The 25737-nt window shown below is 72.8% G+C and carries 23 protein-coding genes; 14 read left to right on the forward strand and 9 right to left on the reverse strand.

Features of this window, described 5'->3' with window-relative positions:
* Positions 1-177: 177 nt before the first annotated feature.
* Positions 178-1437, forward strand: a complete 1260-nt coding sequence (locus ACZ7KF_RS02290; RefSeq protein WP_471068539.1) for a cation:proton antiporter domain-containing protein — start codon at positions 178-180, stop codon at positions 1435-1437.
* A 111-nt stretch (positions 1438-1548) separates the two neighbouring features.
* Here ACZ7KF_RS02290 and ACZ7KF_RS02295 read toward each other — a convergent pair whose 3' ends face one another.
* The 3 genes from ACZ7KF_RS02295 to ACZ7KF_RS02305 form a co-directional block, all read right to left on the reverse strand.
* A complete protein-coding gene (locus ACZ7KF_RS02295; RefSeq protein WP_471068541.1) occupies positions 1549-2223 on the reverse strand; it encodes an RES family NAD+ phosphorylase in 675 nt (224 codons plus the stop codon).
* A complete protein-coding gene (locus tag ACZ7KF_RS02300) occupies positions 2223-2906 on the reverse strand; it encodes a hypothetical protein (RefSeq protein ID WP_471068543.1) in 684 nt (227 codons plus the stop codon). The genes ACZ7KF_RS02295 and ACZ7KF_RS02300 overlap by 1 nt, the downstream gene beginning before the upstream one ends.
* A gap of 224 nt (positions 2907-3130) precedes the next feature.
* Entirely contained in the window at positions 3131-3673 is a 543-nt protein-coding gene (locus tag ACZ7KF_RS02305; protein WP_471068545.1) for a hypothetical protein, read from the reverse strand.
* A gap of 282 nt (positions 3674-3955) precedes the next feature.
* Here ACZ7KF_RS02305 and ACZ7KF_RS02310 point away from each other — a divergent pair, with 282 nt between their 5' ends.
* The 4 genes from ACZ7KF_RS02310 to ACZ7KF_RS02325 all read left to right on the forward strand — a co-directional run bounded on the left by ACZ7KF_RS02310 (position 3956) and on the right by ACZ7KF_RS02325 (position 9989).
* Positions 3956-7333, forward strand: a complete 3378-nt coding sequence (locus ACZ7KF_RS02310; protein ID WP_471068548.1) for a CHAT domain-containing protein — start codon at positions 3956-3958, stop codon at positions 7331-7333.
* A gap of 165 nt (positions 7334-7498) precedes the next feature.
* Complete coding sequence (locus ACZ7KF_RS02315; protein ID WP_471068551.1) at positions 7499-7858, forward strand: DUF6204 family protein; 360 nt, start codon at positions 7499-7501, stop codon at positions 7856-7858.
* 59 nt (positions 7859-7917) lie between these two features.
* On the forward strand, positions 7918-8361 hold the full coding sequence (locus ACZ7KF_RS02320; protein WP_471068553.1) for a MarR family winged helix-turn-helix transcriptional regulator: 444 nt from the start codon (positions 7918-7920) through the stop codon (positions 8359-8361).
* Positions 8362-8555: 194 nt separating this feature from the next.
* Complete coding sequence (locus ACZ7KF_RS02325; protein WP_471068556.1) at positions 8556-9989, forward strand: hypothetical protein; 1434 nt, start codon at positions 8556-8558, stop codon at positions 9987-9989.
* A 47-nt stretch (positions 9990-10036) separates the two neighbouring features.
* Here the strand turns inward: ACZ7KF_RS02325 and ACZ7KF_RS02330 are convergent, their stop codons facing one another.
* Positions 10037-10444, reverse strand: a complete 408-nt coding sequence (locus ACZ7KF_RS02330) for a pyrophosphohydrolase domain-containing protein (protein WP_471068558.1) — start codon at positions 10442-10444, stop codon at positions 10037-10039.
* Positions 10445-10550: 106 nt separating this feature from the next.
* Here ACZ7KF_RS02330 and ACZ7KF_RS02335 point away from each other — a divergent pair, with 106 nt between their 5' ends.
* Positions 10551-11549 (forward strand): TAXI family TRAP transporter solute-binding subunit, encoded by a 999-nt coding sequence (locus ACZ7KF_RS02335; protein ID WP_471068561.1) that lies wholly within the window; start codon positions 10551-10553, stop codon positions 11547-11549.
* Positions 11550-11625: 76 nt separating this feature from the next.
* Here the strand turns inward: ACZ7KF_RS02335 and ACZ7KF_RS02340 are convergent, their stop codons facing one another.
* Positions 11626-13056, reverse strand: coding sequence for a sensor histidine kinase (locus ACZ7KF_RS02340; RefSeq protein ID WP_471068564.1), 1431 nt, complete (start codon positions 13054-13056; stop codon positions 11626-11628).
* A 9-nt stretch (positions 13057-13065) separates the two neighbouring features.
* Positions 13066-13752, reverse strand: a complete 687-nt coding sequence (locus ACZ7KF_RS02345) for a response regulator transcription factor (protein ID WP_471068567.1) — start codon at positions 13750-13752, stop codon at positions 13066-13068.
* Between the two features lie 296 nt (positions 13753-14048).
* Here ACZ7KF_RS02345 and ACZ7KF_RS02350 point away from each other — a divergent pair, with 296 nt between their 5' ends.
* From ACZ7KF_RS02350 to ACZ7KF_RS02385, 8 genes are all read left to right on the forward strand, one after another.
* Positions 14049-14825: an amino acid ABC transporter ATP-binding protein gene (locus ACZ7KF_RS02350; protein ID WP_225826726.1), complete on the forward strand. Its 777-nt coding sequence runs from the start codon at positions 14049-14051 to the stop codon at positions 14823-14825.
* A gap of 70 nt (positions 14826-14895) precedes the next feature.
* On the forward strand, positions 14896-15726 hold the full coding sequence (locus tag ACZ7KF_RS02355) for a glutamate ABC transporter substrate-binding protein (RefSeq protein WP_471068570.1): 831 nt from the start codon (positions 14896-14898) through the stop codon (positions 15724-15726).
* A gap of 75 nt (positions 15727-15801) precedes the next feature.
* Positions 15802-16470, forward strand: coding sequence for an amino acid ABC transporter permease (locus tag ACZ7KF_RS02360; RefSeq protein WP_471068572.1), 669 nt, complete (start codon positions 15802-15804; stop codon positions 16468-16470).
* Positions 16467-17429 carry an amino acid ABC transporter permease gene (locus ACZ7KF_RS02365; RefSeq protein WP_471068574.1) on the forward strand — a complete coding sequence of 321 codons (963 nt, stop codon included), beginning with the start codon at positions 16467-16469 and terminating at the stop codon, positions 17427-17429. The genes ACZ7KF_RS02360 and ACZ7KF_RS02365 overlap by 4 nt, the downstream gene beginning before the upstream one ends.
* A 176-nt stretch (positions 17430-17605) precedes the next feature.
* Positions 17606-19231 (forward strand): FAD-dependent monooxygenase, encoded by a 1626-nt coding sequence (locus ACZ7KF_RS02370; RefSeq protein WP_471068577.1) that lies wholly within the window; start codon positions 17606-17608, stop codon positions 19229-19231.
* Between the two features lie 116 nt (positions 19232-19347).
* On the forward strand, positions 19348-19395 hold the full coding sequence (locus ACZ7KF_RS02375) for a hypothetical protein (RefSeq protein WP_309506048.1): 48 nt from the start codon (positions 19348-19350) through the stop codon (positions 19393-19395).
* Positions 19396-19457: 62 nt separating this feature from the next.
* A complete protein-coding gene (locus ACZ7KF_RS02380) occupies positions 19458-20009 on the forward strand; it encodes a cupin domain-containing protein (RefSeq protein WP_471068579.1) in 552 nt (183 codons plus the stop codon).
* Positions 20010-20071: 62 nt separating this feature from the next.
* A complete protein-coding gene (locus ACZ7KF_RS02385; RefSeq protein ID WP_471069555.1) occupies positions 20072-20506 on the forward strand; it encodes a rhodanese-like domain-containing protein in 435 nt (144 codons plus the stop codon).
* A gap of 181 nt (positions 20507-20687) precedes the next feature.
* Here ACZ7KF_RS02385 and ACZ7KF_RS02390 read toward each other — a convergent pair whose 3' ends face one another.
* From ACZ7KF_RS02390 to recA, 3 genes are all read right to left on the reverse strand, one after another.
* Positions 20688-23216 carry an FtsX-like permease family protein gene (locus ACZ7KF_RS02390; protein WP_471069556.1) on the reverse strand — a complete coding sequence of 843 codons (2529 nt, stop codon included), beginning with the start codon at positions 23214-23216 and terminating at the stop codon, positions 20688-20690.
* Between the two features lie 354 nt (positions 23217-23570).
* Positions 23571-24344 carry a recombination regulator RecX gene (gene recX / locus ACZ7KF_RS02395; RefSeq protein ID WP_471068582.1) on the reverse strand — a complete coding sequence of 258 codons (774 nt, stop codon included), beginning with the start codon at positions 24342-24344 and terminating at the stop codon, positions 23571-23573.
* 3 nt (positions 24345-24347) lie between these two features.
* A complete protein-coding gene (gene recA, locus ACZ7KF_RS02400; protein WP_471068584.1) occupies positions 24348-25466 on the reverse strand; it encodes a recombinase RecA in 1119 nt (372 codons plus the stop codon).
* Positions 25467-25737: the final 271 nt, after the last annotated feature.

A 25737-nucleotide genomic window follows, 5' to 3' on the forward strand; every position in this document is an offset into this window, starting at 1 on the left:
GCTGCTCTTCCCGGTAAATCCGGATACTCCGCGCCGACCGCACCGCCCGCCGACACCCCGACACAAAGGGCCGCCGTTGACAAAGAAGGCATGTACAACGAAGCATGACCGTGTACATCGGCGACACCTCAACGAATTCCGGGCAGCACAGGCGACCCGTCATCAAGGCAGGGACCGGTGACCACGAACCAACTGTTCGCGCTCTTTTCCGACCTCGCCCTCATACTCGTCCTCGCCCATCTCCTGGGCCTTGCGGCACAGCGATTCTCCCAACCCGCGGTCATCGGCGAGGTAATCGCGGGAATCTTACTCGGCCCCACTTTCCTGGGCCATACCGTGTCGGACTTTCTCTTTCCCACCGACATCCGGCCGATGCTCACCGGCCTGGCCGACGTGGGCATGGCCGTCTTCATGTTCATCGTCGGTCTGGAACTGGACCGGGAAATGCTGCGGGGCACGGGGAGACTCGCGGCCACCGTGTCGGTCTCCTCCATCCTTCTGCCGTTCGGGCTGGGCGCTCTGCTCGCCCTGACGCTGATGGAGGACAACGCCCCGGGCCACCGGCTGGGTTTCGTGCTCTTCATGGGTACGGCGATGTCGGTGACCGCGTTCCCGGTGCTGGCCCGCATTCTCACGGACCGCGAGATGCAGCACACCCCGGTCGGCGGGCTGGCGCTGGCCTGCGCCGCGATCGGTGACGTGCTCGCCTGGTGCATGCTCGCCGCCGTGGTGGCGCTGGCCGGCGGGGGCGGCACCGGTCAGTGGCTGCTCCTGCTGCTCGTGCCGTACGCCGCCGTGATGCTGTGGGTGGTCCGCCCGCTGCTGCGGAGAATGGTCGCCGCGGCGGACGGCCGACTGGGTCCCGCGCTGCTGACGACCCTTCTCGCCGGGCTTCTCGTCTCGGGCGCCATCACCGAGAAGATCGGCCTCCACTTCATTTTCGGCGCCTTCTTCTTCGGTGTGGTGATGCCGAAGGAGTCGACCGAGCGGCTCCGCGCGGACGTCACGGACCGGATCGGTCATGTGAGCGGCCGGCTCCTGCTGCCGGTCTTCTTCATCATCGTGGGCCTGAAAGTCGATCTGTCCCACCTCGGGCGGTCCGGATGGCTGGACTTCGCCCTCATTCTGCTCGTCGCGGTCAGCGGGAAGTTCCTCGGCGCATTCCTGAGCGCGCGGGCACACGGCGTCACGACGCGCCAGTCGGCGGTGCTCGCCACCCTCATGAACACCAGGGGCCTCACGGAACTGATCATCCTCACCGCCGGACTGCAACTCGGCGTCCTCGACGAGCGGTTGTACTCCCTGATGGTCATGATGGCCGTCGTGACCACGGCCATGGCGGGGCCGCTCCTCACCGTGTTCCACCCGCGTCCCGTCGCCGACCACGGCCTGGTCCCACCGGCCCGTGACGCCCAGCCACCGGCCGCCAAGCGCTGATCCGGGGCCCTGGCAGGGCCTGCCGCCCGGCCGCACCTCCGGCCGGGCGGCACGGGTCCGGCGCCCCCCGTGGTCGCCGGACCCGTCGGGGCTGTCAGCCCCGTCGGACCGTCATGCGGGCCACTCGGGCCTGGCGATCCGCGCGTACAGCGGCGCGAGAAGTTCGTCGGCCCGCTCACGGCCCTCCGCGGAGCCGAGGTCCGGGATGCCCCGGCCGGGCAGCACCTCCAGCGGTACGCCGCCGGGCCCCGCGCAGCGGTCGTGGTAAAGCACCAGCGCGTGCTCGGACCGGTTGCGCCGTGACTCCCAGATCAGCCCCATCGCATCCGACGCCTGCGCCCGGATCTCGCTCGACCAGCGCCGCGCCCGGGCGTAGTTGCTCTCGTCCTCCAGGAGCCTGGCGTCCTGGCACACGGCGGCCAGGTCCGTGCCGCTGACCAGGGAGACCAGGGTGAGGTCGGACCGGGTGCGCAGACAGCTCAGCGACCGCTGCCACACGGCGCGGTAGGGGATCGTACGGTCGCCGGCCGGCGGGTCGTAGGGCCGGGAGCGCAGCACGCTCTCCGCGAGCGCCGTCAGCGCGCTCTCCGCCAGGTACAGGCTGTGGTACTGGTCCAGCACCGTGCCGTCGAAGCGGCCCCCGTCGAAGTGGATGTCGGCGAGCCGCGGGTTGAACTCGTCCGGCGCGTACCGGGACAGGTGCACCCGCCACAGCTCCGTGCCCGCCGGGATCACCCGGCGGTGCGGGCGCAGCTTCAGGTCGATCATGGGGAAGAAGCCGCCCATCACTCCCCCTCCGCCAGTTCCCGGGCCGCGCCGACCAGCCGCTGGTCGGGGAGCCGGCCGAGCAGTCCCGCGGGGGTGCCGCCCAGCCAGGTGTTGCCGCTGAACCACCAGGCCGCGGCGCCCCACGGGTCGATGTCCGCCAGCAGCAGCCGGTTGACCTCCAGAACGACGCCGTGCGGGGTACCGCCGGACGGGGCGAACTGGAACTCCGGGTAGCGGTCGCCGTCCCGGGGGTCGCGCAGTCTGATCAGTTCCGGGGGCGGCGACCCGCCGCAGCGGATCCGCGCCTCGTCGGCCGACAGGGCCGGTTCCCCCAGCAGCCGCCCCTGCTCGCGGTCACCGCCGTGCGCCGGTTCACGCACCGGCGACGGCAGCCGGAACCAGGCCGCCAGCTCCTGCGCACCGGCCACGGTCCCCGGTCCGGGCGGCGCCACGTGTTGGCGGGAACCGTCCACCGACCGGCGCACCGGGTGGTCCAGCGGCAGCTGCAGCAGCGCCAGGCGGACGCCCATGAGTGCCTTGCGGACCGCCCGGTCGTCGTCCGGCGCCGTCGCCGCGAGGGCCGTCAGCCTCGTCAGCAACAGCGCGTACTGCGTGTCGTCCAGTGCCTGGCGGATGGTGTCGCGGTGCTCGCCGATCAGGCCGAGCAGCCGGTCCGCGGCCCCCGCATCCTCCTCGTTCACGCCGTCCTCCCTACTGCGTTCACGGTCTTCGACGTTCCGGACGCGCCGTGCCGGGACATGCCGGGCCGGGGCGGCCCTGGTGGACGAAGGGCGCCCGGAACGCGTTCCGCTCCGGCCCGGCACCGCCACGGCGTCTCGCCGCCCGGAACCTCGACAGCCCCGGGATCACTGCCACTATGCCGACCCCCGGGGCGCACGGCCACAAGGTCCCGCCTTCGGCACGCTCACCGACCGGACTCCGCCCGGAACGCACCCAGTTCGGTGCGCATCTCGCGCCGCATCCGCCGTAGCCGGCCCCACAGTTCGTCGATGCTCTCCCGCACGACCGCCGGCGAGTCCCCGGCACCCGGGTTCCCGTCGTCCAGGCGCCGCACCATGCCGTAGACCGCCCCGAGGTCGTGACTGAACCCGGCCGCGAGGTCGAGCACCCGCTCCGGCATCCGCAACTGGGCCTCCGCGTAGACGTCCCGGTACTGGTCGCGGGCCTCCGTGAGCCGCTGCCGTACGGTCCGCAGCTCCTCCTCCCGGCCCAGCGCGTGCACCTGGTCCGTGAGCGCGGCCAGATACTGCCGGGCGGAACTGTTCAGGGCGACGTAGCACGCGCGCAGCTCCTGGGCGTGCCGGCGCCGCTCCCGCACGGCCTCGGCGCGCTCCTGCTCGCGCCGGCGGCTGCGGTCGGCCGCGCGCTGGGTCAGCAGCGCGGACAGCAGCGTCCCGACGACTCCGACCACCGCGACCACGGGCGCGGTCGCTTCCCCGAGGTCCACCCCGCCCCCTCCCCGTAGTCCCGTCAACTGTCAGGGAAACAGCGGAACCGGGGCGCGGTGAACGGCCGGTCCGGACGTCGCCCGGTGTTCGCCCCGCCGACGACCGGGCCGGGCGGACGGCACCGGACCGGCGGGCGGCACCCGGTCGCATACCGGGCGTCGTACGGGAGTCGGCGGCAAGAGCCGCCCGGACGGGGCGTGGCGGGGGCATCATGAGGCGACGGGGGCCGACGAGGAGCCGGGGCGCGGACGTGTGCGGTGGCCGGCGGGACGGGGGGAACCATGGGCGACGAGGAGAGCGGGGGCGTCCGGGGGCTGCGGGTCTGGGCCGCCGAAGCGAGCGGGCGGGCCAACGAGTTGATCGGCCGGCTGCGCGACGGTACGGCGACCTCCGCGGAGTTCGAGGGTCCGCTGGCCGAACTCACCGCGCTGCGCGACCTGCTGGACCACGACGGGGCATTGCTCGCCAAGATCACCCTGGGGCTCGGCGGCCTGCTGGCCCTGCGGTTCTCCGCGGGGCTCGGGACGCCGGAGGACCGCGAGCGGGCGCAGCGGCTGCTGCGCGAGGTACACGATCCGGCGACGGCGGCCGGAGCGGCGGCCGAGGAGGAGGACCGCAGTCGGGCGGCACTGCTCCTGCTGACCCTGTCCGCGCCCGGGCAACCGCGCGGCGCGGCGGGGCGCTCCGCGGACTTCTGGTCCGTCTTCGACTGGGCCGCGCAGGCGGGCCCCGGCGACGGGGAGGCCCTCGCGGCGGACGTGACGGCGCTGGCCGGCGAGGCCGAGACGCTGTCGCTGCCCCCGGAGGTCCACGAGAAGCTGGGGCAGCTGCGCGGCGTGCTGTCCCACCTGTCGCGCGCCGGCTTCGACGACCCGGAGACGCTGCTGGCACTGCTGCCCGGGGACTTTCCGTTCCGGGAGCAGGTGCGCATGCTCCTGACCGCGATGGCGGAGCAGCCCGACCCACCGACACCGCAACCCGACGAGCCCGCCCCCGTCGTCCCCGGCTCCTTCCTCAGCCCCGGCCCCGGCCTCGGCACCAGCCCCGGCTCCGGCTCCGGCTCCGGCTCCGGCTCCGGCGAGCCTGCGCCCAGCTCCGACGCGCCGCCCGTCGTCCCGGACACCGGCGCCCCCTCCCCCTCCAACGCCGTGATCACCGCGCTGGTCGGCGGCTCGGAGGCGCTGCGCAGCGGTGACCCGGAAGCCGTCAACCACATCCTCCGGCGGCTGGGCGCGGAGCTGGACCGGCTGCCGGACGACCACGGCGGGGCGGACGAGATCAGAACCGTGATGCGGCTCGTGCTCCAGATCGGCCAGCCGCTCGGCGGCAGCCATCAGGACGGTTCCCTCGCCCGTGACCAGTTGCAGTCGGTGGCGGAGTACTTCGCCCGGCAGACCGCCGTTCCCCCCTCGGCCGGGCTCACCGTCGCGACACAGGTGCTGACGCTGGTCGCCGAGGCACGCAGGGCGCGGGAGACCGAGTCCGGCGAGGAGATCGCCCGGGCGGTGGCCGAACTGGAGTCCCTGGAGCGGTCCACCCCCGCCGACCACCCCGTCCGCCCCATCGTGCTGCTGGGGCTCGGCCTCGCGCTCACCGAACTCGGCACGCACACCCGCGACACGGACGTCCTCCTGCGGGGCCTCACCCATCAGGAGACGTTCATGAGCGGCTCGTCCGAGGGGATGCCCTTCATCCCCGAGACCCTGCTGACCGCGCTCAAGGACGGACTGCGCGCCACCCGGGCCGTCGTGGGCCGGACCCCCGACCAGCTCCCCGCGCACACGCCCGCACCGCCGGAAGCCGCCCCGGACGCCCTGTGCGCCTCCGGGATGACGGCCACCCTGCGGTACTCCGCCACCGGGGATCCCGCCGACCTGGACGCCGCCATCGGAGAACTGGAGCGGTTCCGCGAGCGGATCCGGCAGGGACTGTCGCCCCAGCTCGCCGCGGACGGGCTGTGGCTGCTGGCGGAGAACCTCCGGACGCGTTTCACCCGCACCGAGGACCCGGTGGACCGGGACGCGGCCACGGACGCGGCGCTGGAGTCCCTGCAGGCGCTCGCCGCGGACGTCGTCCTGCAGACCGGGCCGGACCACGGGTTGCTGACCGCCCGGTCCGGCGCGGACCGCGGGGTGCGGGCCGCCGTCCGGGCGGCCGCCGAGGGCCGTGTGGCGGAGGCCGTGGCGGCGCTCGAACTCGGCCGCGCGCTGGTGCTGCAGGCCGCGTCCACCTCGCGGGCCGTCCCCGAGCTGCTGGAGGAGCGCGGGCACCACGAGCTGGCGCGGGCCTGGCGTTCGGCGAGCGCCCACGGCGAGACCGGGCCCGGCGCGCTCCCCCGCGAACTGCCCAGCTCCCTGCGCCGCCGCGCCCTGGAAGCGCTCGGTCACCGGGATCCCGGCGGCGCCCTGTTCCGTACCCCGACGGTGGCGGAGCTGCGGGCGGGGCTCGCGGAGAGCGGCGCGGACGCCCTGCTGTACCTGCTGGCCGGCGAGGGCGGCATGCCGGGCGCGGCGATCCTGGTGGGGCCGGGCACCGATACCGGCGTACAGGCGTTGCCGCTGCTGTCCGGCGAGCACAGCGGTCCCCTGGAGCGCTACCTGGACGCCTCCGCGGCCCGTCAGCGCCGGCCCGGCGCCGCGACGACGGAGACCTGGCGGCAGGCGCTGTCGGAGCTGTGCGACTGGGCGACCGAGGTGGTCGTCACGCCCGTCCTGGCCGGTCTCACGGAGCGGCTCGCCGCCGACGGGGAACGGCGCCGTCCCGGCCCGCCGCGGATCGTGCTGGTGCCGTGCGGCCGGCTCGGCATCGTCCCCTGGCATGCGGCCCGCCTGCCGGCCGGGGCGCCGCACGAGTACCTCTGCCAGATGATGGTGATCAGTTACGCGGCGTCCGGCCGCCAGTTCCTGGACGCGGTACGGCGCACCCGGCGCGCCCCCGCCGCCGACCCGGTCCTGGTGGCGGACGCCAGTCTGACCCTCCCGCACGCCGGACTGGAGGTGACGGCGCTGTACCGCTCCTGCTACCCGCGGGCGCGGTTGTACGGCGACATGTACGAGCCGCCCGTGCCACCGCTGGCGTCCGGCACCCCGGACGAGGTCCTCGACCTGCTCGACGGCGTCCCGTCCCTGCTCCACCTGGCCTGCCACGCCTCGGCCGGCACCCACCCGACGACGTCGTCCCTGCTTCTGGCGCACCCCGACGGCCGCCCGGGCACCGACGACCGACCCGACCCCGACCCCGACCGGCTGACCGTGGCCCGGCTGCTGGCCCGCCCACGGGCCGAACGGGATGGCGCGGAAGGGCCGTTGGTCGTGCTCAGTGCCTGCGAGACGGACCTGACCACCCGTGACCACGACGAGGCGCTCACGCTGACGACCGCGTTCCTGGCGGGCGGCGCGCGTGATGTGGTGGGGTCGCGCTGGACGGCCCAGGACTCCGACACGGCGCTGATGATGACCGTCTTCCACCACTGTCTGGCCATCGAGGGCCGCGGCCCCGCCGACGCCCTGCGGGCCGCCCAGCTGTGGATGCTCGACCCGCACCGCCGCGCCCCCGGCCCGCTCCCTCCTGAACTCCTCGCCGAGCTGGACGGAAACCACCGGCTGGAACACCCGGCGGCCTGGGCGGCCTTCATCCATCAGGGCCACCCGGGCGTGTGAACCCGCCGCCGCCAGAGCCGTCCGGGCCCGTGAACCCGCCGCCACCAGGACCGTCCGAGCCGTGAGCCCGCCGCCGCCAGGACCGTCCGGTCCGGGAACCCGCCGCGCCGAGCGGCCTCGGAAACCCGGTGGAGGACTCGCCCGCGCTGTGCCTATGGTCGCCGAATGAGTACCCGAACCTTCCGTATCACCGTCCGCGGCGCCTTCGACGCCCTCACCGACGCCCAGCGTGCCGCTCTGCTCGCCGAGGCCCCGGAACACGACGTCCTGCGCGCCGCCTTCACCCCCGAGGGCACCCTCACCTACGACATCACGGCCCGGCCCGCCTTCACCTTCCGTTTCTCCGCCACGGGCGAGGAAGAGGAGGACATCCTGGAGGCGACGGAGCAGGCCGAGGAGACGGCGACGGCGTGGCTGGCCGAGCGCGGCTACGGCTTCAAGCGTCTGCGGACCACGGCCGAGGACCTCTCCCAGGCCCCGCTGGGCAAGCGGCAGCGCCGCGCCGCCCGCACGACCGGCGTCTGAAACGAGACCATAAACTTGAGCAGTCAAGGATGCGGCAAGGAATCCGGGAGGGGTGACCGGTGAGCGAGGCCCTGGACGCCGCGCTGCGGCTGGTACGGGCCCAGACGGCACTCGTACGACGTTTCGACGCGCGGCTGAGCGGGCTGCACGGCGTGAGCCTCGCGGACTTCACGCTGCTGCTCCGGCTGGGACAGGCGCCCGGCGGCCGGATGCGCCGGGTCGACCTCGCCGAGTCGCTGGGGCTGACCGCCTCCGGGGTCACGCGCGGGCTGGCGCCGCTGGAGCGGATCGGGCTCGTGACCCGGGAGCCGGACGCCCGGGACGCGCGCGTGGCGTACGCGGCGCTGACCGCGACGGGCCGGCGGCGCCTGACGGAGATGCTGGCCACGGCGGAGGAGACCGCCGCCGAGATCTTCGCCGGCCCCGCGTGGTCCGCGGCGGACCTCGCCGGCCTCGCGGACCTGTTGTCCCGGCTCGGCGGCACGGGCCTGACGGGACGCTGACTCCGCCACGCCACAACTCCTCGTGGCACAGGTCACGTTGAGTTGTGGCCGGATCGTGGGCGACCCGTGTGCAGGGGGTGGCATGCTCATGGCTCGACCACTGGTTACCGACCGGTTCTACCCATGAGTAGGACCGGTGTCGGTGCCTCTCTGCCACCCCCCACTCCCCCTCAGGACCCACCTTGCACAGACGCATGAGGCACAGGCGTGCCCTGCTGCCCTCCTTCGCCGTGACCGCCCTGTTCCTCGCCGCGGCCTGTTCCTCGCCCGCGCCGCAGGCCGACCACCGGCCGGCCGCCGGACACGAACAGCGGATCCGGGCCGCCGAGGACCGCGCCGACGCCGCGGACCACGCGCTCACCGTCGCCGCCGCTCCCACCGCCACCGCGACCGCCACGGCGAGCCCCGGCCGGTCCGCCCGCTCCGCCCGGCAAGCGCACAAGACCACGCTCGCCGTCCGCTCGTACGACAGCCGCACCCGGCGCGCCGTCATCTCCGACAAGCCCCGGCGGAACGGGAGTTCCCCCGGTTCGCCCGGCCCTTCCGCCAGCGCCTCCGCGGCACCGCACCGGACCGCCGTGGGCGACGTGATCGCCAGCGCGCCGGCGCCGGGCGCGCCGCACGGGCTGCTCGCCAAGGTCACCGACGTGATCGGCGAGACGGACCGCGGCACCGAGGTGCAGACCGAACCGGCCACGCTCAACGCGCTGCTCGGCGACGACACGGCGCAGGGCGACGTGCCGGTCGACCCGTCGTCCTTCGCCGTCGACAAGCTGCTGCCCGATGTGCAGGTGTCCTGGTCGAAGACCGGTGACGTGCACGCCGGGCCCAAGGGTGCGACGGTGCCGCTCGGCAGTCTCCGGCTCGACGTCAGCGCCGAGGTGCCCACCTCCCGGAACGCCTCCGCGTCGGCCTCCGCCTCCGTGCACGGCTTCGTCCAGGTCGCCCCGCAGGTCGACTTCGCCTACGGCGGCGCCGGGACCGACGCGCCGCCCGGCTCGGCGTATCTCGGTGTGTCCGGCGACTGGACCTCCGGCTGGGCCGTCAGGGGGCGGGCCGCGGCGTCCACCGGCGGCAGCCCGCTGCGGATCCCGTTCGCCAAGCTGCACGCCGACCCCGTCCTCCAGGTCGGCCCGGTCCCCGTCGTCGTCAACCTCGATCTGACCTGCTACTTCCAGATCAGTGCCGACGGCCGGGTGACCGTCGACGTCGAGCAGAGCCTGAAGGGCGACTTCAAGGCGGGCGGCACCTTCGGCCCGGCCAAGGGCTGGACGCCGGTCAGTTCGTCGGACATGACCGGCACCCCCGTACGCGCCTCCGTCAGCACCGCCGGCAGCGTGAAGACGGCCCTCGGCGCCGAGGCCACGGTGGGCCTCTACGGCACCGTCGGCGTCACCGCCGACCTGGCCCCGTACCTGCGCGGCGAGGCCGCCGGCACGATCACCGCCGCGACCGACGGCAGCGAGCCGAAGGCGGACGGCACCTGGGCGGTCTACGGCGGCGTCGACCTCTCCGGCACGCTGCGCCTCCAGCTGTCGATCTTCGGGACCCCGGTGATCCAGCGGAGCGTCCCCCTGGGCGCCCTGCACCGCGAGTGGAAGCTGGCGGGCGGCTCGCTGTCGTCGTAGCGGCCCGGCACCGTGAGCGCGGCCGGGGCACGTCCCGGCCGCGCGGGTCAGGCGGCGCCGCCCGGTATCCAGCCCTGGCGGCGCAGTACGGCGGACACGTCCGGTGCCCGGTAGTGCTCCCCCTTGAGAACCTTGCCGTCGGCCCGGCGGGCGATCTGCCCGTCCGGGCCGACCTTGCTCATGTTGGCGCGGTGGATCTCGGCGATCACCTCGTCGAGGTCGATGCCGTGCACCAGCGCCGTGCCGTAGGCCACGTACACCACGTCGGCCAGCTCGTGCGCGAGCCGGTCCAGCGGTCCCTGCACCGCGACCTCGGCGACCTCGGCGGCCTCCTCCGCCAGCAGTTCCCCACGGTGGGCGGCCAGTTCGGGGTCCACCTCGGCCGGCGTGCTGCGGGCGGCCAGGCCGAAGACCTGGTGGAACTCACGGACGAGGTGGGCGGGCGAAGTGCTCATACGGCGACTCTAACGGCCGCCACCGACAGCGCCCGTCGCCCGCGGCCGGCCCCCGAGTGCCCCCCGGCCCTGGTCAGGGTCGCGCGTCGCCTGGCAGGATCGCCGCATGTCCAAGAGGTTCCCCCGGGTCAGCAGGCGCCGAGCGCTGCAGGGCGCGGCCGTCGGTGTCGTGGCCCTCGGGCTGCTGCTGTGGTGGCTGCTGCCGTTGGGCGAGAAACCGCCGAGCGGGACGATCGTGTTCAGCACCGGCACGCCCCGCGGGGTCTACCAGGAGTACGGCGAGCGGCTGCGCGCCGAGCTGGGCAAGGACATGCCGGGCCTGAAGGTGAAGCTGCTCAACAGCGCCGGTTCGCAGGAGAACGTCCAGCGCGTGGCCACCGGGCAGGCCGACTTCACCATCGCGGCGGCCGACGCGGTGGCGACGTACCAGCTGCGGCACGGCAGCGGCGCCGGCCGGCTGCGCGGGGTGGCCCGGCTCTACGACGACTACATGCATCTCATCGTGCCCCGCGACTCGGACATCAGGAGCGTCGCGGACCTGCGGCACAAGCGGGTGGCGACCGGACTGCCCCATTCCGGCGTGCGGCTGATCGCCGAGCGGGTGCTGCGGGCCGCCGGAATCGACCCGCGGAAGGACATCACGCCGGCGGGCGACGGCATAGACACCGGTCCCGCGCGCTTGCAGCAGGGGAAGATCGACGCCTTCTTCTGGTCCGGCGGCCTGCCCACGAAGGGGCTGGCCGGGCTGGCGCAGAAGGGTGCCTTCCGGTTCGTGCCGATCGACGATGGGCTCGTCGCCAGGCTGCACGACGAGGGCGAGGGCGCGCGCTACTACCGGGCCACCAACATCCCCGAGTCGGCCTACCCGAACGTCCAGCACGGTACGCAGGTGCCGACCATCGCCGTGTCCAACCTGCTGGTGACCCGCACGGACATGGACCCCCGGCTGACCGAGTGGGTGACCCGCACGGTGATCGACAGCCGGGACGGCATCGGCCGGCACGTCCACTCCGCCCAGCTGGTCGACCTGCGCACCGCCGTCTACACCGACCCGCTGCTACTCCAGGAGGGCGCCCGGCGCTACTACCGGTCGATGAAGCCCTAGGACCCGCGGTGCGGACGATGCCCGGGTGCGGGGCGGAGCGACTCCCGCCCGGCGCGCTCCGGCCCGCCGGAACGCCTCAGGAAGCGGCGCCCGCCGGCTCCTCGCCGGTCTCCGGGTGCCGTGGCACCGTGACCGTCACCCGGAGCCCCCGCGGCTCGTGGTGGGCGTAGTCGATCGAGCCGCCGCCCGCCGCGAGCAGGGCGCGGGTGATGGACAGGCCCAGGCCCGAGCCCTTCACGTTCTGGTGCCGGCCGCTGCGCCAGAAACGGTCGCCCACCCGCGCGAGTTCGTCGTCGGTGAGGCCCGGTCCGGTGTCGGTGACGACGACCGTGGTGGTGTCACCGTCGGCGGCGACACCCACCTCCACCGTGCCGCCCTCCGGGGTGAACTTCACGGCGTTGTCGATGACCGCGTCCAGCGCGCTGGACAGGGCGATCGGGTCGGCCCAGGCGGTGGTGGGCGGGCAGTCGCCGGTCAGCCGGACGCCCCTGGCCTCGGCGGCCGGCGCCCACGCGGCCACCCGCTCCTCGGCCAGCGCGCCGATGTCGGTCAGGCTCAGATCGGCCTCGGCGTGCTCGGCCAGCGCCAGGTCGAGCAGGTCGTCCAGGACCTGCGCGAGCCGCTTGCCCTCGGTGCGCACCGAGGCGATCTCCGCGTTGTCCTCCGGGAGTTCGAGGGCGAGCAGTTCGATACGGAGCAGCAGCGCCGAGAGCGGGTTGCGCAGCTGGTGCGAGGCGTCGGCGACGAAGGCGCGCTGCTGCTCCAGCACGTCCTCGACGTTGTCCGCCATCTCGTTGAACGAGCGGGCCAGTCGTCTGAGTTCCGGCGGACCGCCGGCGACCGCGACCCGGGACTTCAGACGCCCGGTGGCGATGTCGTGGGTGGTGGCGTCCAGCACCCGTACCGGCTTGAGCACCCAGCCGGTGAGCCGCAGTGCCGCGCCGACGGCGAACAGCATGGCCGCGATCTCGCCCGCGCCGATGAGCAGCCAGCCGCGCAGGATCCGGGAACGCAGCTGTCCGGTGGGCGAGTCGGTGACCACGACCGCGACGACGTCCCCGTCCCGGATCACCGGCGAGGCCACGACGAGCCGGCCGCGCTGCCAGGGCCACACCTGTCCCGGGTCATGGCTGCGCCGGCTGAGCAGCGCCTCGTCGAACGCCCTGCGGACCTCCCCCGTCCGCGGTACGAACCAGTCGCCCGGTGCGTTGGCCATGGCCGAACCGTTGCGGTAGAAGACACCGGCGCGGATGCCGTAGACGCCGTGGTAGCTCTTCAGTTCGCTGCGCAGGGTCTCCCCGCGCTCGTCCGTGGTGGTGCGCCGTGATCCGCTGGGGGCGTCGGTGACGAACTGGGCGAGCGCGGCGAACCGTGCCGTGTCGTCGATCCGGTCGACGACGACCCGCTGCTGCTGGGCGGCGGCCACACTGCCGGCGAGCGGGATGCCCAGCGCGAGCAGGACGGCCGCCAGCAGGACGATGAGCAGCGGGAGGAGACGTGTGCGCACCCGGCCCCGCTAGGCGGCCGGGGCGACGAGCCGGTAGCCGACGCCGCGTACGGTCTCGATCAGCGCGGGCATGCGCAGCTTGGCGCGCAGGGAGGCGACGTGCACCTCCAGGGTGCGGCCGGTGCCCTCCCAGGCGGTGCGCCAGACCTCACTGATGATCTGTTCCCGGCGGAAGACCACCCCGGGCCGCTGGGCGAGCAGGGCCAGCAGGTCGAACTCCTTGCGGGTGAGCTGGATCACCGCGCCGTCCACGCTCACCTGCCGGGTGGGCAGTTCGATGCGGACGGAGCCGAGGAGCAGGGCGTTCTCGCTGCCGGCCGCGGGGTCCTCGTGCACGGTGCGCCGGCTGACGGCGTGGATCCGGGCGAGCAGTTCCCCGGTGTCGTAGGGCTTCACGACGTAGTCGTCGGCGCCCAGGTTGAGCCCGTGGATGCGCGAGCGGACGTCGGCGCGCGCGGTGACCATGATCACCGGGATGCTGGTGCGCTTGCGGATCTTGCCGCAGACCTCGTAGCCGTCCTGGTCGGGCAGGCCGAGGTCGAGCAGGACGACGCCGAAGCCGGCGCCCTCGGGAACGAGTGCCTGGAGCGCTTCCTCGCCGCTGCGCGCGTGCGTGACATGGAAACCGTGCCGCGCGAGGACGGCCGACAGCGCCGCGGCGACGTGGTTGTCGTCCTCGACGAGGAGCAGTCTCATTCCGGCCCCCTCCGGTTCAGCGGTCGTACGGTCTCGGTTCGCGTCGGCCTTGTAGATCACACGCACGCGCGCGTGCACCATGGCAGTGACGCTGATGGATAAGGACGGCGTCAAGAGGGTTCGGGTTGCCTGCCGCTTCCGTTACCCGCCCGATACGCGCCCGCGGGACCCGTACTACGACACGTGTCCGATTGCTATCGGATCGTGATGCTCAGATCTCCCTCAGATGTGATGACGCAGGTCACAGCCCCTCATTACTGTCCTCGGAAACCCGAGGAGGACGGAGCCCGAGAGCGATGACCAAAGTAACGGTGGCCAAGGAAGATGTGGCCACGTCCGACGAACTGGTCGTCCTGAGCAGCGTCAACAAGCACTTCGGCGCGTTGCACGTGCTCCAGGACATCGACCTGACGATCGCCCGCGGCGAGGTCGTCGTGGTCATCGGGCCCTCCGGGTCCGGCAAGTCGACCTTGTGCCGCACCATCAACCGCCTGGAGACGATCGACTCGGGCACGATCACGATCGACGGCAAGCCCCTGCCGCACGAGGGCCGGGAGTTGGCCCGGCTGCGGGCGGACGTCGGGATGGTGTTCCAGTCGTTCAACCTCTTCGCGCACAAGACCGTGCTCGAGAACGTGATGCTGGGGCAGGTCAAGGTCCGCAAGGCGGACAAGAAGCAGGCCGAGGAGAAGGCGCGGGCGCTGCTGGACCGGGTCGGCGTGGGCACCCAGGCCGACAAGTACCCGGCCCAGTTGTCCGGCGGCCAGCAGCAGCGGGTCGCGATCGCGCGGGCGCTGGCGATGGGCCCGAAGGTCATGCTGTTCGACGAGCCGACCTCCGCCCTCGACCCCGAGATGATCAATGAGGTCCTGGAAGTCATGCAGCAGCTCGCGCGTGAGGGCATGACGATGATCGTCGTCACGCACGAGATGGGCTTCGCACGATCGGCTGCAAATCGAGTCGTCTTCATGGCGGACGGCCGGATCGTCGAACAGGCTGCGCCCGACCAGTTCTTCAGCAACCCGCGCAGCGACCGGGCCAAGGACTTCCTGTCCAAGATCCTGCACCACTGACCGGCGCCACGGCCCGCTCGCGTCGCGCGCTCCAGGGACCTCGTTCCTCACCACTCAAAGGATGTTCACCATGAAGCTCCGCAAGGTCACCGCCGCCTCGGCCGTCCTCCTCGCCCTCTCCGTGACCGCCACCGCGTGCGGCGGCGACAAGGACGACAAGGGCTCCGGCGGTGGCAAGAAGATCACCATCGGCATCAAGTTCGACCAGCCGGGCATCGGCCAGAAGACCCCGCAGGGCTACTCGGGCTTCGACGTCGACGTCGCCACCTATGTCGCCAAGAAGCTCGGCTACAGCGCCGACCAGATCGAGTGGAAGGAGTCGAAGAGCGCCGACCGCGAGACCATGCTGAAGCGCGGTGACGTCGACTTCATCGCCGCCTCGTACTCGATCACCCCCGAGCGCCAGCAGCTGGTCGACTTCGCCGGTCCGTACCTCCTCGCCCACCAGGACGTCCTCGTCCGCGCGGACGACACCTCGATCAAGACGGCGGCGGACCTGAACAAGGCGAAGCTGTGCTCGGTCACCGGTTCGACCTCGGCGCAGAACGTCAAGGACCGGCTCGCCCCCAAGGCGCAGCTCCAGAAGTACCCGACGTACTCCGCCTGTCTGACCGGTCTGCAGAGCAAGGCGATCGACGCCCTCACCACGGACGACTCGATCCTCGCCGGTTACGCCAGCCAGTCCCAGTTCAAGGGCAAGTTCAAGCTCGGCGGTCTGAAGATGACCAACGAGAACTACGGCATCGGCGTCAAGAAGGGCAGCGACCTCAAGGCCAAGATCAACAAGGCCCTCGAGGAGATGGTGGCCGACAAGTCCTGGCAGAAGGCCGTGGACAAGAACTTCGGCCCGGCCGGCTACAAGAACGAGCCCGCCCCGAAGATCGGCGACATCAAGAGCTGAGGCAACGCCCGTGGGGTGCGCCGTCCGTGAGGGCGGCGCACCCGGGCATCCCTACACGCGGAAGCGCGGGAGATCGTGTTCGACTTTCTTGAAGGTTACGACGTACTCGGTGCCTTCTGGACGACAGTGCAGCTGACCCTGTTGTCCGCCGTGGGCTCCCTGGTCTGGGGAACCCTGCTGGCCGGCATGCGGGTGGGCCCCGTACCGCTGATGCGCGGTTTCGGCACCGCCTACGTGAACATCGTGCGGAACATCCCGCTCACGGTGATCATCCTGTTCGCCTCGCTCGGCCTCCACGACACGCTGGGCGTCAGCCTCGGCGCCGGCGACATCGTGGACTCGTACAGCTTCCGGCTGGCGGTGCTCGGGCTGACCGTCTACACGTCGGCCTTCGTGTGCGAGGCGATCCGGGCCGGCATCAACACCGTGCCGGTGGGCCAGGCGGAGGCCGCGCGGGCCATCGGCCTGAGCTTCACCCAGGTGCTGTTCCTGATCGTGCTGCCGCAGGCCTTCCGGGCCGCCGTGCTCCCGCTGACCAACGTCCTGATCGCGTTGACGAAGAACACGACGGTGGCCGCCGCGATCGGTGTCGCCGAGGCGGCGGCGCTGATGAAGGACATGGTCGAGAACGAGGCACAGTTGCTGCTGATCTCCGCGATCTTCGCGTTCGGCTTCTGCTGCCTGACCCTGCCGACCGGCCTGATCCTCGGCTGGGTGGGCAAGAAGGTGGCGGTGAAGCGATGACCTCGGTCCTCTACGACGCCCAGGGGCCGCGCGCCAAACGGCGCAACGTCCTCTACACGGTGCTCTTCATAGCCGTGCTCGCCGCGGTCGTCTGGTGGGTGTACGCGGCCCTCGACGACAAGAACCAGCTGGAGTGGGCGCTGTGGAAGCCCTACTTCGGCGGTGACACCGAGGCGTACTCGACGTACATCTGGCCCGGTCTGCAGAACACCCTGAAGGCCGCGGCGCTGGCGATGATCATCGCGCTGCCGCTGGGCGCCGTCCTCGGTATCGCCCGGCTCTCGGACCACGCGTGGGTGCGGGGCCCGGCCACGGTCGTCGTGGAGTTCTTCCGCGCGATCCCGGTACTGGTCCTGATGATCTTCGGCAACGAGCTGTACAGCAGTTACACCGACGTCAGTTCCGACGACCGTCCGCTCTACGCGGTCGTCACCGGCCTGGTGCTGTACAACGCCTCCGTGCTCGCCGAGATCGTCCGCGCGGGCATCCTCTCCCTGCCCAAGGGCCAGTCCGAGGCCGCCATGGCGATCGGCCTGCGCAAGAACCAGGTGATGCGGCTCATCCTGCTGCCGCAGGCGGTCACCGCGATGCTCCCGGCGATCGTCAGCCAGCTCGTCGTCATCGTGAAGGACACCGCGCTCGGCGGCGCCGTCCTCACCTTCCCCGAACTGCTCGCCTCGGCGAACACGATGAGCGGCTACTACGGCGCCAACACCATCGCGTCCTTCACGATCGTGGCCGTGATCTACGTGATCCTCAACTTCTCGCTGACCTCGTTCGCGGGCTGGCTGGAGGGCCGGCTGCGGCGGCGCAAGAAGTCGACCGGCGCGGTGCTCGGCGTCCAGGACGTCGCGGACATCGGCGGTACGGCGGCAACCGGGGCCGGAGGCGCGCCCGGCGGTGTCGACCCCAGCGGGCCCTTCGTCGCCGGCGGGTCCGGCGTCGGCAAGGACGACTGACGCGCATTCAAGTGACATGACTCCCCCGGAGGCAGTGGCGTGATCGCCACTGCCTCCCGTCGCTTGACGCAAACTCTGCCAATGGGTTGCATACCTTTCGTGATCGTGCACCCCGCTCCGCCTTCCTGTTCACTTGTCTCCGTCAGGGCATCGTCACGGGCAGGGGGCGCCGCGTCATGGACCCGGTGATCATTGTCGGAGCGGGGCCGGTCGGACTGACGCTCGCCCTGCTGCTGGCCCGTCAGCACGTGCCTGCGGTCGTCCTCGACGAAGGCCCCGGCAAGGACGAACCCCGCCCGGCGCGCACCGTCGTGCTGCGCGAGGACACGGCCGCCCTGCTGACGCGGCTGACCGGAACGGCGCTCGACGAGCAGGGCGTGCGCTGGGCCGGATGGCGGTCCCTGCGGCGCAAGCAGGTGACGACCGAGATCGCCTTCGACGCGGCCGACCCCGCCGCCCCGCTGCACATCGCCCAGCACGCCCTCACCCACGCACTGCGCGCGGCCCTCGCCGACGAGCCGCTGGTGAAGGTGGCCGTCGACAGCCGTCTGGACGCCCTCGAGCAGGAGCGGGCCGGTGTCACCGCGCACACCCGCGGTCCGAAGGGTGTCTGGTGGCGCGGCAGTTACCTGGTGGGCTGCGACGGCCCCCGCTCGACCGTGCGCAAGCTCCAGGACATCCGCTTCCCCGGCCGTACGGCGGTGGAGCGGCACGCGGTCGCCGCACTGCGCGTGGAACTTCCGTGGGAGGGCCGGGCGTTGCTCCATCGGATGCCGCCGTGGCGGTCGTCCGGGCCCTCGGCCGGAGAGGTGACCGCCCGCCCCCTCCCGGACGGGGTGTGGCGCCTGGACTGGCTGCTGCCGCCGGGCAAGGACCTGGTCACGCCCGAGATCCTGCTGGCCCGGATCCGCGAGACCCTCGAAGGCTGGTCGGACGGCACCACTCCCCCGTACGACCTGCTCGACACCGGTGTCCACACCGTGCACCACCGGCTGGCCCGCCGGTGGCGCGCCGGCCGGGTCTTCCTCGCCGGGGACGCCGCCCATCTGCTCGGCGCCCTCGGCACCCAGGGGCTCGACGAGGGTCTCCGGGACGCCGACAACCTCGCCTGGAAGCTGGCCACGGCCTGGCACCACGGCCCGCACGAGGCCCTGCTGGACAGCTACCAGTCCGAGCGCCGCGCGATCGTCGCCGCCCGGCTGCGCGCCGCCGACCAGGTGCTGCCGGTGCTGCGCGGCGGGGGCGGGCTGCGCCAGATCGTCCCGGGTGCGGCCAAGGGCCACGACGCGCTGCTGGCGGACGGCCACCTGGGGCGCGGTCCGCTGGGCGCGCCGGGGACGTACGCCGGCTCACCGCTCGCGCCCCCGCGCCTGGAGGCGGACATCGCCGTCGACACCCCGCCCGGCGCACCGGTCACCGATGTCCGGGTCACGGCGGAGGACGGGTCCTTCGTCCGGCTGCGCGACCGGCTGGGGCGCGGCGCGCTGCTCGTCGTCCTGATCGCGCCCGGTACGGGTGTCTGGGACCGCAAGCACTGGGTGTCCGCCGGAGTGATGCCCCGGCTCGCGGCGGCCGTGACCGCGCTGCCGCACCCCGCCGAGCTGCTGGTCGCCGAGTGCTACCCCGGTGCCCCGGCGCACAGCGTGCTGCTCGTGCGCCCCGACGGACACCTGGTCACCGCCCTGAGCGGGGTCCGTCCGGCCGACCTGTACGCGGCGGCCGAGGCCGCGCTGGGCGGTGCGGCGCGAGAGGAGTCGCACCGGGCGGAGGCGGCGGCGGAGGCCGGCTCCGGCGCGCGCTGACCGTGCGCCCCGTGTCCCTTCGTCCACAGGGTGACACTCGGTTGACCGGAGTACGGCAGCGTGCTGTACTCCGGATCGTGACCGACACCTGTGTGCGCCTGTGGCGGAGGGTCCATATGGACCTCGTCCGCTATGCGGGCTGCGTGTGTCGTCCGTCCTGCTGAATTCGCCTCCCCCCTTTCCGGGCGCCGTCGCGCGCCCGTTTCCGCGAACGCTCTTCAGGACGGTGCGCGTGTCTGTCCCCTCCCCTTCCCTGTCGGCTTCCGCGTCCGCTGCCACCGGCTCGGCACCCACCCAGGCGGACCTCCTCGACTTCGTCCGGCGCACGGCGGCCGACGCCGAGCTGATCGCCTCCCTGCCGCTCGACCCGGAGGGCCGCACCTGGGTGCGGCTGAAGGGCCCCGGCGGCAGCGAGGCCTGGCTGATCGGCTGGCCGCCCGGTACCGGCACCGGCTGGCACGACCACGCCGACTCGGTCGGCGCCTTCCTCACCGCGTCCGGCGACCTCACCGAGAACTCCCTCGCCGCCCGGCTGCCCACCGACGGCTGGAAGACCCTGGAACTGACCGACGGCGTCGACCGGGTACGCCGGCTGTCCGCCGGGCAGGGCCGCGCCTTCGGCCGCCACCATGTGCACGAGGTGCTCAACGAGTCCCAGGACCGGCACGCGGTCTCCGTCCACGCCTACTACCCGCCGCTGCCACGGATCCGCCGCTTCAGTCGCGCGGGCCAGGTGCTGCGTCTGGAGCAGGTCGAGCGCCCGGAGGACTGGCAGTGAGCGGCACCGGTGAGCGGCCGACGGTGACCGGCGTGACGGACGAGCAGCCGGCGGTGACCGGCGTGACGGACGAGCAGCCGACGGTGACCGGCGTGACGGACGAACAGCCCGTCGGCATCGACGCGTTGCTGGAGCGGGTGCGGACCGGCTACCAGCGTGTCGAGGCACAGGAGGCGCACGAGGCGGCGCGGTCCGGGGCGGCACTGCTGGTCGACATCCGGTACGCGGCCCTGCGCGAGCGGGACGGGCTCATCCCCGGTGCCGTCGTCGTCGAGCGCAACGAACTGGAGTGGCGCCTCGACCCCCAGGGCAGCCACCGACTGCCCGAGGCCACCGGACACGATTTGCGGATCGTGGTGATCTGCAACGAGGGCTACGCCTCCAGCCTCGCCGCCGCCTCCCTCCACCAGCTGGGCCTGCACCGGGCGACCGACCTGGTCGGCGGCTTCCAGGCATGGCGGGCGGCGGGACTGCCGGTCACACCGGCGACCCCCTGAACGGACGTCCGAAGCCGCCGTGCCCCCGGCACTACGCGGGGGTCACGGCGGCTTCGGCAGAAGGGCGGCAGGGGCTCGCGGCGGCTCCGACAGGCGGACCGCGGGGGCTCGCGACGGCTCCGACGCGGGGCCCGGGGGCTCACGGCGGCTCCGACGGGCGCGCCGGGGACTGGCGCCGGTGCTACTCCTTCGCCGTGGCGACCGTCACCGCCGGCACCCGGAGAGCCGCGCGCCCCGGCAGGGCGCCGGCCACGAGCGCGAGGACACCGGCGACGCCGACGACGCCCACGTAGAGCAGCGGGGTGACCGTCGGAGCGGCCCGGCCCGTCATGCCGACGCTGAACGCGGTGAGCACGGCGAGGGCGATACCGCTGCCGAGCGCGGTGGCGAGGAACAGGACGGACAGCGCCTCGGTGCGCAGCATGCGCAGCACCTGACGGCGGGTCGCGCCGGCGAGGCGGAGCAGCGCGAACTCCCGGACACGCTCCGCGACCGACATGGCGAGCGTGTTGACCACGGCGATGGCGGTGAAGGCCAGGACCAGCCCCATGGCCAGGTAGTTGACCTCGGCATTCGTCTGCTGCCGGTTGGCCTGGAGGGAGTCGGCGGCAGCCGGCGAGAGAATCCGCAGTCCCGGGAACTCACGGAGCGTAGTCGCGAGTTGTGTCTGTGTACGGGCCGTGCTGACGAGGACGGAGGAGGCGAGCGGGTTGTCGACGTGGTGGGCGACGAGGTCGTGGGCGAAGGTGAGGTCGCCGAAGCCGAGACCTCGGGCGTAGACGGCGGCGACGGTGAGCGTGGCGGGCGTGCCGTCGCCGAGCGTGAGCCTCAGCGTGCTGCCCGGCTTCAGATGCTGCTGGTCGGCGGCGAGTTCGCTGACGGCGACGGTGCCGGGCCCGAGCCGGTCGAGGGAGCCGGCGGTGACCTTCGGGTCCCAGGTGCGGGTCAGCCCGGCGGGGGTGACGCCCTGGGCGGGGTACTTGTCGAGGCCGACGCGGACGGTCGTGCGGACCACCTCGGTGACGGCGTTGTGCCCTGTGCGCAGCCGCCGGGCGGCCTCGCCGGGGATGCCCGGCCCCTGGGCGGCGACGACCCAGTCGGCCCTGATGCCTTCGCGGGTCTGGGTGCGGGCGGCGTCACCGAGGGTGGCCTGGACGAACAGGACGGTGCAGGTCATGCCGACGAGCAGGGTGAGCGGGGTGACCACGGAGGCCATGCGGGCGGCGTTCCCGCGCAGGTTGGCGGTGGCGAGCCGGCCGCCGTGACCGGTGAGCCGGAGCGGGCCGGCGAGCAGCAGTGTGGCGGCCTTGATCAGGAGGGGACCGAGCAGCGCGACGGAGGTGGACAGGACGACGACGGCGAGGAACGTGACGGGGGTCGAGGCGGGCTCGGTGCGCAGGGAGGCGAGGACGACGACGAGGACGACTCCGCCGACGAGAAGCAGCAGCCCTGCGACGATCCGGCCCCAGGCGGGTCGGGTGCGCTCGGTCCTGGCTTCGGCCAGGGCCTCGGCCGGACGGATCCGGGTGATCCTGCGGGAGGCGATGCGGGCCGCCGCCCAGGCGCCGAGCAGGGTGACGACGAGCGCGGCGAGCGGCGGGAAGACACTGACGGTGAGTTCGAGCGTGTCGGGTACGGCGCCCAGGGCGACGAACCTGGAGTGCAGCCAGCCGCCCAGCGGCAGCCCGAGCAGTGCGCCGACCGTGCCCGCCGCCGCGCCGACGATCAGCGCTTCCCGGCCGAGCAGCTTGCGGATCTGCCCGGGGGTGGCGGCGATGGCGCGGAGCAGGGCGAGTTCGCGGTGGCGCTGCTGCACGGTGAGCGCGAAGGTGCCGACGACCACGAGCACCGCGACCAGCAGCGAGGTGCCGCCCATCGCGCCGCCCATGCTGACCAGCCGGGTGCGGGCGGCAGCGGCGTCCAGGAACTCGACGGGACCGCGGGCGTCACCGGTGCTGACCTGGGCCGTGGTGCCGTGCAGCGCTCCTGCCACGGCCCGGCGCACCCGCTCGGGGTCCGTTCCCTTGGCCGGCAGCACGCCGAACGCGGTGACCTGCCCGGGGTGCGCGGCCAGCCGGCGCGCCTCGGCGGTGGAGAAGAACAGGGACGTCTGGTGGTCCACGGCGGTGGCGGGGGTGGCGATACCGGTGATCGTGTAGCCGCGCGGGGACTGCGTGGACTGCACGGTGAGCCGGTCGCCGGGCCGCAGCCGGGCCCGCTCGGCGAGGTCGCTGTCGACGACGAGGTCGCCCGCGCCCTCGGGTGCGTGGCCGGCGGTCAGCCGGTACGGGGTCAGCGCGGCGGAGTCCCACGCGTGGCCGTAGGCGGTACGGCCGCCGGTGCCTGCCGGGGTCGACGGCTGGGCCGGGAAGGTGAGTTCGGGGACAACCCGGGCCACGCCGGGGGTGCGGGCGAGCGTGCTGCGCAGGTCCTCGGGCAGCCAGGCCCGTTCGGCGATGGGTTTCGCCTTGCGCTTGACCTTGGTCTTGCCCTTCTTGTGCTTGACGGTGGTCCGGTGCACGTACTGGTCGGCGGAGACGACGACGGGAGCGGCGGCGTAGCGCTCGGTCCGGACGGTGCCGCGCAGGCCGGTGTCGAGGAGGGTGCCGCAAGCGGTGACGAGAGCCGCCGCGCACATCAGGGCGAGGAAGGCACCGAGGAAACCTGCCTTGCGTGCGCGGACGGTCTGCAGGGCGTAACGCAGCATCATGGGGACGGGGCTCTCTTCTGTTGTACGCATCGGTCGTGTCGTGCGCTGAGCGTGGATACACACTCGCCGGTGCGGGGGTGGGAAAGCACTGCGGTGGTCCGGCGTCTCCGGCGGGGGTTAGCCCCACCCCGGACGCCGGTGCCCACCGGCCACCCCGGAAGGCCGCTGCCGGGCTCCGGCAGAAGCGCGCGTCAGGGCGCGCAGCGCGTCGGAAGCCCCCGTCCCCGCAAGAAGCGGCCGCGCCCTCGGACCTCGCCCCTCAGAAGTCCCCGCCCGCCGGACGTTCCGCCGGAAGCCCAGCCCCGCCGGACGTTCCGCCAGAAGTCCAGCCTCCGGCAGATGTCCCGCCCCCCGTCAGAAGTCCCCGTCCCCGAGGGACTCCGTGTCCTCGCCCTCTTCCTCCAGCGCCTGGCGGACGACGCGGAGGGCCATGCCCTCGGGATAGCCCTTGCGGGCGAGCATGCCTCCCAGCCGTCGGAGCCGCTTGTCGCGGTCGAGGCCACGGGTGGCACGCAGCTTGCGCGCGACGAGTTCGCGGGCGGTCGTCTCCTCCTGTTCGGAGTCGAGCTGACCGACGGCGTCCTCGATCAGCGTCGAGTCGACTCCCTTGGTGCGCAGCTCCCGGGCGAGGGCGCGGCGGGCGAGTCCCCGCCCATGGTGCCGGGACTCCACCCAGGCGTCCGCGAAGGCGCTGTCGTCGATGAGCCCGACCTCCTCGAACCGCGTCAGCACCTCCTCGGTCACGTCGTCGGGGATGTCCCGCTTGCGCAGGGCGTCCGCGAGCTGCTTGCGGGTGCGGGGGGTCCCGGTGAGCAGGCGCAGGCAGATCGCCCGGGCCCGCTCAGCCGGGTCCCCCGAAGACTCCCCCCGCTCGTCCCTCGCCGAGGGAGGGGCGCCTTCGTCCTCATCGGGCGCGTCCCCGAAGCCGCGCCGCCGGCCGCGCCCCCGGCCACCGCCGCGCGTCCCGCCGGGCCCCCCGGACCCACGGCCAACGGACCCACGACCACCGCGCGAACCGCCCCCGTGCGGCTCGCCGTCCACGCCGTCCACGCCGTCGGTGCCGGCCGGGTCCGTGCCGCCGCCGTCCTCGGCGTACTCGTACTCCGCCCAGTCGGTTCGTCGTGTCACGGGTCAGCTCTTGGCTGCGGCGGCCTTGGGCTTGGTGGCCTTGACGGCTGCCGACTTGGCGGCGTCCTCGGTCGCCGCGGGGGTGACCGCCGCGTCCGCACCCGGCTCGGCCGCGGGCTCCTCCGGCCGGACCCCCACGCCCAGCTTCTCCTTGATCTTCTTCTCGATCTCGTTGGCCAGGTCGGGGTTGTCCTTGAGGAAGTTGCGCGCGTTCTCCTTGCCCTGGCCGAGCTGGTCGCCCTCGTAGGTGTACCAGGCGCCGGCCTTGCGGACGAAGCCGTGCTCCACGCCCATGTCGATCAGGCCGCCCTCACGGCTGATGCCCTGGCCGTAGAGGATGTCGAACTCGGCCTGCTTGAAGGGCGGCGCGACCTTGTTCTTGACGACCTTGCAGCGGGTGCGGTTGCCGACCGCCTCCGTGCCGTCCTTCAGCGTTTCGATACGGCGGATGTCGATGCGCACCGAAGCGTAGAACTTCAGCGCCCGGCCACCGGTCGTGGTCTCGGGGGAGCCGAACATCACACCGATCTTCTCGCGGAGCTGGTTGATGAAGATGGCGGTGGTCTTGGACTGGTTGAGCGCGCTGGTGATCTTCCGCAGCGCCTGGCTCATCAGACGGGCCTGGAGACCCACGTGGCTGTCGCCCATCTCGCCCTCGATCTCCGCGCGCGGCACGAGCGCGGCGACGGAGTCGATGACGATCAGGTCCAGGGCACCGGAGCGGACCAGCATGTCCACGATCTCCAGCGCCTGCTCGCCGTTGTCCGGCTGGGAGAGGATCAGGTTGTCGATGTCGACGCCCAGCTTGCGCGCGTACTCGGGGTCGAGGGCGTGCTCGGCGTCCACGAAGGCGACCTGGCCGCCGGCCTTCTGCGCGTTGGCCACGGCGTGCAGGGTCAGGGTCGTCTTACCGGAGGACTCCGGTCCGTAGATCTCCACGACACGGCCGCGCGGCAGGCCGCCGACACCGAGGGCCACGTCGAGGGCGGTCGACCCGGTCGGGATGACCTCGATGGGCTCCTTCGACCGCTCGCCCATGCGCATGACCGCGCCCTTGCCGAATTGTCGTTCAATCTGTGCGAGCGCGGCGTCGAGCGCCTTCTCGCGGTCGGTTCCTGCCATGGGTTCCACCCGGTTTGCTTGAGTCGATCGCTTCACGTCAAAGACGCTAACGCCTGCCACTGACAATGCGCCCCGACGCAGGTCCAGCCTGTGGATAACCGAGGGACATCTCCCCGCGAATCGGGACGGAATCCCCAACCGAAAGCCTCGCCTGAACCTCCATGAGAATGGATGTTCGATTTTTGTGTCAAGCGCACCCCGCGGCACCGGAGGGGCCTTCGCGGGGTGGGCGGAGAGGAACGACGACGACCGGCCGACCGTGGACTTCGCA

Source organism: Streptomyces sp. NPDC038200 (assembly GCF_055600785.1).